Below are 12,668 nucleotides of genomic sequence, written 5' to 3'. Positions count from 1 at the left end.
CCGAACTACAAACGACTGGAGACTGATCCATGGATCGCCGTACCCTTCTCGCCACGCTCGCATCCGGCGCCGCCGTGGCCGCCACGCCCTTCGCCCAGGCACAGGACTACCCCGCGCAACTCATCCGCTGGGTCGTGCCGTACCCCGCGGGCGGCGGCACCGACGTGATCGCGCGCGTGCTGGCCGAATCCATGCGCCAGACGCTGGGCCAGCAGATCGTGGTCGACAACCGCCCCGGCGCCTCGACCAACATCGGCGCCGACATCGTGGCCAAGAGCAAGCCCGACGGCTACACGATTCTTTCGGCCGACAACGCGGTGCTGGCCTTCAACGAGTACCTGTTCAGCAAGCTGCCCTTCAACCCCGAAAAAGACTTCACCTACATCGGCGCCATCGGCAAGTTCCCGCTCGCGCTGGTGGTGCATCCGGAGTTTCCGGCGAAGAACTTCAAGGAGTTCCTGGCCTACGTGAAGGCCAACCCGGGCAAGGTCAACTACGCCTCGCCGGGCAACGGTTCGCCGCATCACCTGGCGATGGAAATGTTCAAGGTCCGCACCGGCACCTTCATCACCCACATTCCGTACCGCGGCGCCGCGCCCGCCATGGCCGACGTGATGGGCGGCCAGGTGCCCTGCATGTTCCTGGACCTGGCCTCGGGCCTGTCGATCATGCAGAGCAACAAGGTGCGCGTGCTGGCCATCGGCTCGGGCGCGCGCAGCAAGCTGCTGCCCAACGTGCCGACGCTGGCCGAAGTGGGCGTGCCCAACACCGAGGTGTTCGCGTTCCAGGGCCTGCTGGGCCCGGCCGGCCTGTCGCCCGCCGTGGTCAACAAGCTCAACGGCGACCTGAACAAGGCCTTCGGCACGCCGACCGTGCAAAAGCGCTTCGAAGACTTCGGCATGGAAGCGATGCCCGGCACGCCGGCGCAGTTTGCCGCGCTGTCGCGCGCCGAGTCGAAGCGCTGGGGCCCGATCATCAAGCAGGCCGGCATCAAGCTGGACTGATGCGCCCGGCGGCCCGGCGTGGCGTTCGTCCTACCGGGTGAACGCTTTTCGGGAGCCGTCTTCGAAGACCTCGTCGTCGCGCTGCAGGTCGCCGTTGTCGTCCCAGGCGCGCTCGCGCGTCACGCGGCCCTTGGCGTCGAAGCTCGACTCGGCCAGCAGCGTGCCCTTTTCGCTGAAGCGCTGGTGGGTGCCGACGGGTATCTGCCGGCCGCGGCTGGTGACCTGGTAGCTGCCCTGCGCGGCGCGCTGGCCGTTGTCGTGGAACTCCGTGACCTCGACCGTGCGCGTGTCGCCGCTGCCGCTGTACACCGCCTTGCTGCTCGGCTGGCCGTTCAGGTAATAGCTGTCGTCGGCCATCGGCTCGCCCGAGGTGTTCCAGCGCTGGTCGCGCACCAGCGTGCCTCTTTCGGAGAAGGCCTGTTCGCGCTGGCGGATCGTGGCGCGCTCGACCAGCAGGTACACCGTCTCGCGGCGCTTGATGCCTTCGGACGAGAAGTTCTGTTCGGTGCGCTGGCTGCCGGTGGTTTCGTCGAGCAGCGCGGTCTTGCCGTTGTCGTAGAGGTTCTGCGTGCGCACCCGCTTGCCCGCCAGGAACGACAGCCGCGAGCGCAGCGTGCCGCGCGTGTCGAACAGCTCGACCTGCGACGGGGTGCCCATGAAGCCGCACAGCTTGGCGTCGTCGGCCACGGGCGCCAGTGTTGGCGCATCGGCGCAGCGCAGGGCCGAGATCTGGCCGCGCTCGGTGAACTCGACCGAGGCGCGCTCGCTGCCGGTGTCCGGGTAGAAGATCGCGCGCCGCAACTGGCCGGTGGGGTAGTAGCTGCGCACCAGCCCGCGCTCCTGGCCGTCGTCGTAGGTGGCGTCGCGCAGCACGCGGCCGGTGGGCGAGAACTCGCGGGCGCGGCCCTGCATGTTGCCCTTGGCGTTGAGCGTGTGCTCCTTCGCAAGCCGGCCCTTTTCGTAGATGCGCACGAGGCCCATGGTCACGCCGTTCTGCACCTGCGCTTCGCGCTGCAGTTCGCCGCTTGCGCGGTCCTTGCAGCGCAGCAGGCCGGTCTTGCCCGCGAGGCTGGCGCCGTTGTCGGGGTTGACGCTGCGGCCGTTGAACTCGCAGTCCTGCTGCGCATGGACCGCCGTGGCGCAGAGCAGGGGAACGAGTGCGGCCATGCCGATCCGGAGCAGGCGCGGAAAAGCAGCAAGGACGGGCATGGCGCGAACTACCTTCCCATTTCGGCGGCCAGCAGCTTGACGCCGCGGATCATCATCTCGACCGACACGGCCACCAGGATCAGGCCCATGAGCCGCTCGAAGGCCTGTACCAGCCGTTCGCCCACCAGCCGCTGGATGCGCTCGGCCAGCACCAGCACCACGGCGCATACCGCCATGGTGACGCTGAGCGCGGCGACCCATTCGAGGCGCCGCTCGGGCGCCTGCGACACCAGCAGCATCACGGTGGCCAGCGCCGAGGGGCCGGCCAGGGCGGGCACGGCGAGCGGCACGATCAGCGGTTCTTCGGCCGGCGTGGCGGAAGGCGCGGCGCCGTGCTCGGGCGGAAAGATCATGCGCAACGCGATCAGGAACATCACCACGCCGCCGGCGATCTGCAGCGACAGGCCCGACAGCCCCATCACCCGCAGGAAGCCGTCGCCCACGAACATGAAGCCCAGCAGCAGCGCGAAGGCGATCAGCACTTCGCGCACGATCACGCGGGTGCGGCGCTCGGGCGCCACGCCTTTCAGGGCATTGGCAAAGATGGGGATGTTGCCCAGCGGATCGGTGATGAGCAGCAGCAAGACCGTGGCCGATGCGAAGGTGTAGCTCATGCGCGCCTCCGTGCCCGGCGTCTTGTGCCATCGCGGCGCCTCGACGGGGCCGCGAGCCTGCTTGGGGCGGCCTGGCGCTGGCTCACTTGTCGTAGAGCGTGTCGAGCGACCGGAAGCCCTTGACCTCGATCGGGTTGCCGAAGGGGTCGCAGAAGAACATCGTCCACTGCTCACCGGGCTGGCCTTCGAAGCGCACCTGGGGCTTCAGCACGAAGTCGGTGTGGGCGGCTTCGAGGCGCCCGGCCAGCGCCTGCCAGTCGGGCAGGGCCAGCGCGAGGCCGAAGTGCGGCATCGGCACCATCACGTCGCCGACGCGACCGGTGCGCGCGGTGGCGAAGGGCTCGCCGAGGTGGAGGGAGATCTGGTGGCCGAAAAAGTCGAAATCGACCCAGGTGTCGGTGCTGCGGCCCTCGGCGCAACCGAGGACGCCGCCATAGAACCGGCGGGCGCCGTCCAGATCGCGAACGTGGAAGGCAAGATGGAAGATGCTCTGCATGGTTTCGGATTATGGGCAGCGGTGCTGTGAGAATGCCGGACTTTCTTTCATCTTGGAGCAAGCCTTGCGGATACTCCGAAGCCTCGCCGCGCGGATGCGCGGCATCGACGTGCAGGCGTGGTTGCGCGGCCTTGATTTCACGGCCCCGACGCGCCTCGTGCAGAACGCGCCGCGTCTGTCGCACCTGCCACGCCAGTTGCTGGCCGGCGCCTGCTGTGTCTTTACATTCGCGGCCCATGCCGCCTGCCCGCCCTCGGCCATCGCCAGCCTCGAAAAGCCCGGCATGGGCCTGCGCAACGGCATCGACCGCGGCATGCTGTGGCGCATCGAAAAAGACGGCCGTACCTCCTGGCTGTACGGAACCATCCATATCGGCCGTGGCGACTGGGTACGCCCCGGCCCGACCATCCAGAAGGCGCTGGCGCAGAGCGACACGCTCGCGCTGGAGCTGGACTCGCGCGACGAAGCCACGGCAAAGACCATGTCGCAGCCGGCCGACCCCGACCTGCTCGCGCGCGTGCTCAGCGGCGAGCGCGCACGCCGGCTGGAACGCCAGACGAGCGAGGCCTGCGTGCCGCCGGGCACGTTGTCGAAGTTGCCGCCGATCCTGCAGGTGACGGCGCTGGCCGGGCTGGTGGCGCGCGCCGACGGGCTGTACCCGGAATTCGGCGTCGACGAGACGCTGGCGGTTTCCGCGCGCAACAGCAACAAGCCCATCGTCGCGCTCGAAAGCGCGGCCGAGCAGTTGAAGGTGCTGACCGGCGGAACCGAAGTCGAAGAGGCCGAACAGGTCGATGCGGCGCTCGACGAACTCGAATCGGGCAAGCTGCGCGGGCAGATGAAGGAGCTGGCCGACGTCTGGGCGCGCAGCGACGCGGCCAGGCTCACCCGCTACGCCGAGTGGTGCGACTGCCTGAACACGCCGGCCGAGCAGCGCCTCATGAAGCGCCTGCTGGACGACCGCAACCCCGGCCTGGCCGACGGCATCGAGCGGCTGCATGCGGGCGGCAAGAGCGTGTTCGCCGCCGTCGGTGCGCTGCACATGATCGGCCCGCAGGGCCTGCCCACGTTGATGGCGGCGCGCGGCTTCACCGTGACGCCGGTGCTGACCGACGCGCAGGCGCAGACGGCGCAGCCGATGCCGGCGCTGGCGGCGCCGTCGCCGGGCCCGAGGTCCGCGCGCGGCGGCAAGGCCGTCAAGGGCCAGCGGGGCCAGAAGGGCGCAGCGGTTGCCAAGGGCGGCAAGGGCGCCAAGTCGACGAAGGCCGCCCCGGCCCAGAAGGGCGGGGCCAAAGCACCGGCCAAGGCCGCGCCACGCGGCGCTGCCAGCGCCCGCCCGGCCGCGCACACAACGGCCGCCAAGACCAAAGTGCGCAGATAATCGCGACCGCCATGCACGCGCTGCGCCACCCCACCCGCCTCCTCGGCCAGATCGGCCGCTGGGTGCTGTTGTGGTTCGTGCTGTCGCTGGGCGTGGCGGTGGCGTCGCCGCTGGTGCACCCGCAGGCCATGGAGCTGGTGTGCGCCGGTGCAGGCTCCATCAAGGTGGTGGTGCACACCGACGACGGCGCGCGCGAAATGGGCGCCTCGCACATGGACTGCCCGCTGTGCGCGTTGACCGGCGCACCGCCGCCGGTCGTGGCGGTGGCTTCTTTCGATCTTCCCTTGCCGCTGGGCCGCGTGGTCCAGCCGATTCCCGCCGCGCGCCTTGCCGCGGCCACCGCCGCACCGCTGCCGGCGCGCGGGCCCCCGACCTTCTCCTGACTTTCAAAACCATCGCTGCAGGCGGCCGGCCAACGGTCGCTTTCGGCCCGTTTGGCTTGAAGTTCGTGGAGCAGGTTTCCAGTGAAAAAACATTCCCGCGCCCTGGCGATCGCCTTGGCATTTCCCCTGGGCGCGCCCGCGTTGGCGCAGCAGCAGCAGGCGGCCGATCCGCCTGAAGCCGGCGGCAGCGGCCGCGCCCTGAGCACCGTCACCGTGAGCGGCGGCCGTCCGACCTCGCTGCCGGCGCAGATCCCGACCACCATCGAAGGCGTGACGCACGAGCAGATCGTGGAGACCGTCAACGCCACCGACAGCGAAGACGCGCTCAAGTACCTGCCAAGCCTGGTCGTGCGCAAGCGCTACATCGGCGACTTCAACCATGCGGTGCTCGCCACCCGCGCCTCGGGCACGGGCAACAGCGCGCGCTCGATGGTCTATGCCGACGGCATCATGCTGTCGAACCCGCTGGGCAACGGCGCCACCTACGCGCCGCGCTGGGGCATGGTGTCGCCGGAAGAAATCGAACGGGTCGACGTGCTCTACGGGCCGTTCTCGGCCGCGTACCCGGGCAACTCGGTGGGCGCGGTGGTCGACTACGTGACGCGCATGCCCACGCAGTTCGAGGCGCACGTCAAGCTCAGCGGCTTTGCGTCGAACTTCGACCTGTACAACAGCCACTCGTCGCCGGCCGGCCAGCAGCTCGACCTGTCGCTGGGCAGCCGCAGCGGCGACTGGTCGTGGTGGCTCAGTGCCTCGCGCACCCAGAGCAAGGGGCAGGCGCTGGTGTTCGGCAACCGCCTCGTGAGTGCCGGCACGGTCGGCAGCGCCGGCACGCCGGTGACGGGCGCGGTGCTCGGGCTGAATCCGTCGAACCAGCCGTGGTGGCTGGTGGGCGGCGCCACCATCTACGACACCACGCAGGAGCAGGCCAAGCTCAAGGTGGCGTACGACTTCTCGCCGACCGTGCGCGCCACCTACACGCTGGGCGCCTGGAACAACACCACGCACGGCAGCGTCGACACCTACCTGCGCAACGCCCTCGGGCAGCCGGTGTACGGCGGGCTGGTGAACATCGGCGGGCGCAGCTACAACCTCGACACGCCGAGCGCCGCACTGGCGCCGACCGAGACCGCGCTCACGCACTACATGCACGGCCTTTCGGTGAAGAGCCACACGGGTGGCGTGTTCGACTGGGAAGTGGCCGCGAGCCTGTTCGACTACTCGAGCGACACCTCGCGCACGCCGACCACGCCGCTGCCCGGCGCCTTCAGCGGCGGCCCGGGCCGCACCACCGACATGGGCGGCTCGGGCTGGAACACCTTCAAGGCGGCCGGCACCTGGCGGCCCACCGGTTCGGCCGAAGGCGTGGGCGCGCACGTGGTCGACTTCGGCTTCCAGCAGGACACGGCGCGCCTGCGCACCAGCGTCGGCAACACGCTCGACTGGATCGGCGGCCCGATGGTGTCGCCGTTCTCGGCCTTCAACGGCAACACGCGGCTGCAGTCGCTCTATGTGCAGGACACCTGGCGTTTTGCCCCCGACTGGAAGACCACGCTGGGCTTGCGGCACGAGCGCTGGGAAGCCTACGGCGGCCAGCTCGGCAATGCGACGTCGCTGCTGAATTTCGCGCCGCGCAAGAACAGCTACGACTCGCCCAAGGCCGCCATCGCGTGGCAGGCCACGCCGGCCTGGCTCTTCAAGGCATCGACCGGCCGCGCGGTGCGCATGCCGACGGTGAGCGAGCTGTACCAGGGCTCGATCAGCGGCAACCAGATCGTCAACACCAACCCGAACCTGCGCCCCGAGCGTTCGTGGACCACCGAGCTGAGCGCCGAGCGCGACCTCAAGGGCTGGGGGCTCGACGGCGTGCTGCGCACCACGCTGTTCTTCGAGAACACGAAGGACGCGCTCTACACCCAGGCGCTGACCAACCTCGTGAGCACGGTGCAGAACGTCGATGCGATCCGCACGCGCGGGCTCGAGGTGGCGCTGAACGCGGTCGACGTCGGCATCCAGGGGCTCGACCTGAGCGGCAGCCTCACGCTGGCCAACTCGAAGATCACCGCCAACAGCGGCTTTCCGGCCAGCGTCGGCCAGCAGCAGCCGCGCGTGCCCAAGGTGCGCGCCGCGCTGCTCGCCACCTACCGGCCCGACGCCAACTGGAGCTACACCGTCGGCGCGCGCTACAGCGGCAAGCAGTACGGCACGCTCGACAACAGCGACCCCAATGGCGCCGCGTACATGGGCTTCTCGAAGTTCTTCGTGGTCGATGCGCGCATACGCTACCGGATCGACCGGCAATGGAGCGCGGCCGTGGGCATCGACAACCTGAACAACAACAAGTACTGGGCCTTCCACCCGTACCCGCAGCGCACCTACGTGGCCGAACTCAAGTTCGACCTTTGAGCTTTTCTCGTCTTTCTGCTTTTCCTGCTTTTTTTCTTCTTCACTCACCCGATTCTTCAAGGAGCTTTCCATGATCCATCCGCGCATCGCTCTCAGAACCGCAGCGGCATACGCCATGCTGGCAGGCGTCACGGCCGCATCCGCTCACGTCACCTTGCCGCCGGGCGGTGCCACGGTCGGCAGCGACTACAACGCGGCCTTCCGCGTCGGCCACGCCTGCGAAGGCGCCAAGGCCACCACCGGGCTGGCCGTGCGCCTGCCCAAGGGCTTCGTGCTGAGCGACGCCCAGGAACGCAAGGGCTGGAAGCTCGACGTGCAAAAGAGCAAGGGCGACGGCGAAGTGCGCTGGACCGCCGAGACGGCGCAGAACGCGCTGCCCGGCAGCGAGCGCGCCGAGTTCGTGCTGCGCGGCAAGGTGCCGGGCACGCCGGGCCCGCTGTGGTTCAAGGTGCTGCAGACCTGCGATGTGGGCAGCGTCGACTGGGCCGAGGTGCCCGCATCGGGCAACTCGACCGCCGGCCTGAAGAGCCCGGCCGCCAAGGTCGAGGTGGTGGCGCAGGGCGTGGCCACGGTCGATGTGCGCGACGGCTGGGTGCGCCAGTCGGTGCCGGGCCAGAGCGGCACCGGCGCCTTCATGAAGCTGACCGCGCCCACCGGCACGAAGCTGGTGAGCATTTCCACCCCGGCCGCCGGCATCGCCGAAGTGCACGAGATGAAGATGGAAGGCGACACCATGAAGATGCGCGAGCTGACCGGCGGCCTCGACCTGCCCGCGGGCCAGACCGTCGAGCTCAAGCCGGGCGGCTATCACGTGATGATGATGGACCTGAAGGGCGCGCTGGCGAAGGGCGCGACCGTGCCGATGACGCTCAAATTCGAAGACGCCAAGGGCGTGAAGACCGCGCTCGACGTGACGCTGCCGGTGGGTGCGCCCGAAGGCGCCGATGCGGCCGGCTCAATGCATCAGCACAAGCACTGAGCACGGTCAAAGCAACTGGTCTGGTGCCAGCGGCCCGAAGAGCTTGAGCATCAGCCGCAGCCCGGCGCCGGTGTCGGGCTCGGTGGTCGTGTCCTTCAGGCCGCTGCCTTGGGGCGCGCGCCAGATCAGTGAGCCGTTCACCAGCTCGACGTGCCAGGTCCGCTCGCGCAGGCCGCGTTCGATCTGCGCCGAGGCCAGTTGCGAGAGTTCGTCGCTGCGGATGAGCAGCGCGATCTCGGTGTTCTGCAGTTGCGAGCGCAGATCGAGGTTCATCGAGCCGACCACCAGCAGCCGGTTGTCGAGCACCAGCACCTTGGAGTGCAGCATCGCGCGCGATTCGCCCGTGGCGTTGCTGCCGCCGCCGCTCGATCCGCCGAAGACCGTGCCGAAGCTGGCCTGCTCGCTGCGCAGTTCGTAGAGCTCGAGGCCCATCTTCAGCAGTTCCTCGCGGTGGCGCGCGTAGCCGACGTGGGCGGCCGGCGCGTCGTTCGAGGCCAGCGAGTTGGTCAGCACCCGGATGCGCACGCCCTTGGCGCGGGCGGCGGCAAAGGCCTGCGTCATGTCCCGGCCCGGCACGAAGTAGGGCGAGATGATCAAGAGGTCGGAGCGCGCCTGGCCGATGAGCTGCAGCAGGCCTTCGACCACGGTGTCGCCGTTGGCCGCGAGGGTCGATGCCGCCGTGAGCGCCGCGGCGCCGCGTGAGGCGGCGGCCTTGTCGTCCGGGCGGCTGACCACGAGGCCGGGGGCTTTTGCCGCCTCGGGGCCCGAGTCGGCCGCGATCTTGCCGGGCTTGTCGGCCAGCATCACGGCGGGCGCCCAGACGAACTGGGCGGTGCGCAGGTCGAGCGCCTTTTCGTCCCAGGCGCGCGAGCGCTGCGCCGCGGTGGGCGGCACGTCGGGCGGCGGCTCGCCGCCGGGCTGCGCGGGTGTTCCTTCAGATGCTTGCAGTCGGGCAGCTTCGTCAGCCAGTTCCTGGTCGGCCTTCTTCGCGTCTTCGCGAATTTCTTGCAGCTCCTCGCGCGTGACCAGCGACTGCACGGGGTAGGCGCGTTCGTTGTTCCAGTAGCTGTCGAAGCTGCGCGAGAGGTCCTGCACGATCGGGCCGGCGGCCAGCACGTCCACGTCGATGAAGTTGCCGGTGGTCGCGTTGCCGAAGTAGGCATCGCCCAGGTTGCGGCCGCCGGCGACGCCGAGCACGTTGTCGGCCAGGAACAGCTTGTTGTGCATGCGCTGCTGGATGCGCGAAGCGTCGCCGATCGAATTGAAGAGGCGGCTGAAGGTGGAGTCGCGCGAACCCGCCAGCGGGTTGAACAGCCGCATCTCGATGTTCGGGATGAACGCCAGGCCAAGCACCAACGCGTCGCGGCCGGTGCTGTGGAAGTCGTCGAGCAGCACACGCACGCGCACGCCGCGCTCGGCGGCGGTCCGAAGGCTGCGCACCAGCCGGCCGGTGCTGGCGTCGGCGTGGATGGCGTAGTACTGCAGGTCGAGCGTTTTCTGCGCGTTCTCGATCAATGCGAGCCGGCTTCCGTAGGCGGCTTGAGGCCCGCCGAGCAGCAGGAAGCCGGATTCGTAGCGTGCCTTGTCGGCCTGTCGGCGCTCCTGGACCAGTGTGGCGAGGGCCGTGCCGTCGGGCGAGGCCAGCGCGGTGGATACCGGGCGGTCGACGTTCTGCGGCAGTTGCGCGCAGGCGCCCAGGAGCGCGATCGCGAGAAGGGCGGCGGTGCGGCGAAAGAACGCTTGGAATGAGGGCATGCAGCTTTCCCGGAGCTTGAAGGGATGAGCCGCATGTATAGCCTAGTCGGCGCCCGCCGCGCGTCGGACGGGCGGACGACCGGGGCGGGCGTTAACGCGCGGTGCTTAGTTCTTCCTGCCGTTCGAGGGCGGCGAGCAGTTCGTCGTCGATCTTGGCGTGGCGCTCGGCCAGCTCGGTGGCGCGCGAGGCGTCGCTGGCGTAGATGGCGCCGCCGTCGAGTTCGAGCATCTCGGTGATGCGCTTCTGCTCCGTTTCGAGGGCTTCGATCTGGGCGGGGAGGCCGTCGAGTTCGCGCTGCTCTTTATATGAGAGCTTCTTGCGGGGCGCGTTTGCGCGGGCGGCGGGTTCGGCGCTGGGCGCTGCAGGCGCGGGGGCTGGTACTGCGACGGGCGCGGCGGCCTGGCGCTGCTCGGCGATCTCGCGGGCCCGCTTGGACTGGGTCAGCCAGTCCTGCACGCTGCCTTCGTACTCTCGCCAGTGGCCGTTGCCCTCGAACGCGATGGTGCTGGTGACCACGTTGTCGAGGAAGGTCCGGTCGTGGCTCACGAGGAACACGGTGCCGTCGTAGTCCTGCAGCAGGTTTTCGAGCAGTTCCAGGGTGTCGATGTCCAGGTCGTTGGTCGGCTCGTCGAGCACCAGCACGTTGGCGGGGCGGGCGAACAGGCGGGCGAGCAGCAGCCGGTTGCGCTCGCCGCCGCTGAGCGAGCGCACGGGGGAGTTGGCGCGCGCGGGGGAGAACAGGAAGTCGGACAGGTAGCTCTTGACGTGCTTGCGCTGGCTGCCGATCTCGATCCACTCGCTGCCGGGGCTGATGAAGTCTTCGAGCGTGGCGTCGAGGTCGAGCTTGTCGCGCATCTGGTCGAAATACGCCACTTGCAGGTTGGTGCCGCGGCGGATCTTGCCGCTGTCGGGTTCGAGCTCGCCCAGGATCAGCTTGAGCAGGGTGGTCTTGCCCGCGCCATTGGGGCCGAGCAGGCCGACCTTGTCGCCGCGCAGGATGGTGCCGGTGAAGTTGCGGATGACGGTCTTCTCGCCGAAGGACTTGGTGGCTTCGGTGAGTTCAGCCACGATCTTGCCGCTGGACTGGCCGGAAGCCACGTCCATGTTGACGCTGCCTTGCACCTCCCGGCGGGAGGCGCGGCTGGCACGCAGTTCCTGCAGGCGGGTGATGCGGCTCTGGCTGCGGGTGCGGCGGGCCTCGACGCCCTTGCGGATCCAGATTTCTTCCTGGGCCAGCAGCTTGTCGGCCTTGGCGCTGATCACGGCTTCCTGGGCGAGCTGTTCTTCCTTCTGTACGAGGTACTGCTCGAAATTGCCGGGGTAGGAACTCAGCTTGCCCCGGTCCAGCTCCACGATGCGGGTGGCGACGCGGTTCAGGAAGCTGCGGTCATGGGTGATGGTGACGACGCTGCCCTTGAAGTCGATCAGCAGTTGTTCGAGCCACTCGATGGAGTCCAGGTCCAGGTGGTTGGTGGGCTCGTCCAATAGAAGGACGTCCGGGGCGGCCACCAGGGCCTGGGCCAGGGCGACCCGCTTGCGGGTGCCGCCAGAGAGGGAGCCGACGCGGGCGTTGCGGTCGAGGTGGAGGCGATGCAGCGTCTCTTCGACGCGCTGCTCCCAGTTCCAGGCGTCGAAGGCTTCGATCTGGGACTGGAGGGCGTCGAGGTCCAGGCCATCCGCACCAGACAAGTAGAGATCACGGATGGCAATGACCGGGCCCAGGCCCTGGCTGGCTGCGGTGAAGACGTCGGCATCCATATCCAGTGCAGGCTCCTGGGCCACGTAGGCCACGCGGAGGTTCTGCTGCAGCTGGAGGATGCCGTCGTCCGTCTTTTCAAGACCGCCCAGGATCTTGAGCATGGACGACTTGCCAGCGCCGTTGCGGCCGATCAGGCCGATGCGTTCCGATTCGAGAAGAGAGAAGTCCGCATGATCGAGCAGCGGGACGTGACCGAACGCGAGTTGTGCGTCGAGGAGTGTGATGAGTGCCATGTGGCACGGATTATCGGAGGGGGCACAAGACAGGGATAAGCAAGGGGCAGGCGCGTGCTTCTATATAAGGAGGCCTTGAAGACGATTCTGTCGAGAGAAGTCTTGCGCGGCCCGAAAAGTGGCATATACTCGTGGGCTCGACAGATATTGCAGCGATGTGATGTGCAGGTGGTGAGGTCTCTAGGGATTGATCTGCATGCGGGTTGAGAAAAAAGTCCTCGAAAGTTGACGGTGCTTGAAAAAGCAGTGCATAATCGAAGGCTTCGCTGAAACAGCTTCAGCGTCTTGCGATGAAAGTTGCGGGGTGCTGGAAGAAGTTGAAGAAAGCGAAAATAGTTTGATGAGACTTTAAAAGTCGTGTTAGACTAGCAGGCTCCGCTGAAACAGCTTCAGCGTCTCGCAATGAAGATTGCGGGGTGCTAAAAAAGAAGATGTTGAAAGCGAAAAA

The 12,668-nt window shown here is 68.1% G+C and carries 10 protein-coding genes; 5 read left to right on the top strand and 5 right to left on the bottom strand.

Annotated elements, in window-relative coordinates:
• Positions 1–29 precede the first annotated feature (29 nt).
• Positions 30–1,004 (top strand): Bug family tripartite tricarboxylate transporter substrate binding protein, encoded by a 975-nt coding sequence (locus BLQ28_RS30945; RefSeq protein ID WP_093247175.1) that lies wholly within the window; start codon positions 30–32, stop codon positions 1,002–1,004.
• A gap of 30 nt (positions 1,005–1,034) precedes the next feature.
• On the opposite strand, the gene BLQ28_RS30940 is transcribed toward BLQ28_RS30945, so the two are convergent.
• The 3 genes from BLQ28_RS30940 to BLQ28_RS30930 form a co-directional block, all read right to left on the bottom strand.
• Positions 1,035–2,213 carry a toxin-antitoxin system YwqK family antitoxin gene (locus BLQ28_RS30940; RefSeq protein WP_093247174.1) on the bottom strand — a complete coding sequence of 393 codons (1,179 nt, stop codon included), beginning with the start codon at positions 2,211–2,213 and terminating at the stop codon, positions 1,035–1,037.
• An 8-nt stretch (positions 2,214–2,221) separates the two neighbouring features.
• Positions 2,222–2,827 (bottom strand): MarC family protein, encoded by a 606-nt coding sequence (locus tag BLQ28_RS30935; protein ID WP_093247173.1) that lies wholly within the window; start codon positions 2,825–2,827, stop codon positions 2,222–2,224.
• 82 nt (positions 2,828–2,909) lie between these two features.
• Positions 2,910–3,323, bottom strand: a complete 414-nt coding sequence (locus tag BLQ28_RS30930; protein ID WP_093247172.1) for a VOC family protein — start codon at positions 3,321–3,323, stop codon at positions 2,910–2,912.
• A 64-nt stretch (positions 3,324–3,387) separates the two neighbouring features.
• On the opposite strand from BLQ28_RS30930, the gene BLQ28_RS30925 reads away from it, so the two are divergent.
• The 4 genes from BLQ28_RS30925 to BLQ28_RS33555 all read left to right on the top strand — a co-directional run bounded on the left by BLQ28_RS30925 (position 3,388) and on the right by BLQ28_RS33555 (position 8,472).
• Positions 3,388–4,704, top strand: coding sequence for a TraB/GumN family protein (locus BLQ28_RS30925; protein ID WP_256327523.1), 1,317 nt, complete (start codon positions 3,388–3,390; stop codon positions 4,702–4,704).
• An 11-nt stretch (positions 4,705–4,715) separates the two neighbouring features.
• Positions 4,716–5,087 carry a DUF2946 family protein gene (locus tag BLQ28_RS30920; protein WP_093247170.1) on the top strand — a complete coding sequence of 124 codons (372 nt, stop codon included), beginning with the start codon at positions 4,716–4,718 and terminating at the stop codon, positions 5,085–5,087.
• A gap of 114 nt (positions 5,088–5,201) precedes the next feature.
• The gene (locus BLQ28_RS30915; protein ID WP_256327521.1) at positions 5,202–7,493 is read left to right on the top strand and encodes a TonB-dependent receptor; all 2,292 of its coding nucleotides are present in this window, start codon (positions 5,202–5,204) and stop codon (positions 7,491–7,493) included.
• A 70-nt stretch (positions 7,494–7,563) separates the two neighbouring features.
• The gene (locus tag BLQ28_RS33555) at positions 7,564–8,472 is read left to right on the top strand and encodes a copper chaperone PCu(A)C domain-containing protein (RefSeq protein WP_093247168.1); all 909 of its coding nucleotides are present in this window, start codon (positions 7,564–7,566) and stop codon (positions 8,470–8,472) included.
• 6 nt (positions 8,473–8,478) lie between these two features.
• Here the strand turns inward: BLQ28_RS33555 and BLQ28_RS30905 are convergent, their stop codons facing one another.
• Entirely contained in the window at positions 8,479–10,227 is a 1,749-nt protein-coding gene (locus BLQ28_RS30905; protein ID WP_093247167.1) for a phospholipase D family protein, read from the bottom strand.
• A 91-nt stretch (positions 10,228–10,318) separates the two neighbouring features.
• Complete coding sequence (locus tag BLQ28_RS30900) at positions 10,319–12,220, bottom strand: ATP-binding cassette domain-containing protein (protein WP_093247166.1); 1,902 nt, start codon at positions 12,218–12,220, stop codon at positions 10,319–10,321.
• Between the last annotated feature and the right edge of the window lie 448 nt (positions 12,221–12,668).

Source organism: Variovorax sp. EL159, from assembly GCF_900100965.1.
In the GTDB taxonomy this organism is placed as follows: domain Bacteria; phylum Pseudomonadota; class Gammaproteobacteria; order Burkholderiales; family Burkholderiaceae_C; genus Variovorax.
This window is presented reverse-complemented; position numbering and strand designations above follow the sequence as displayed.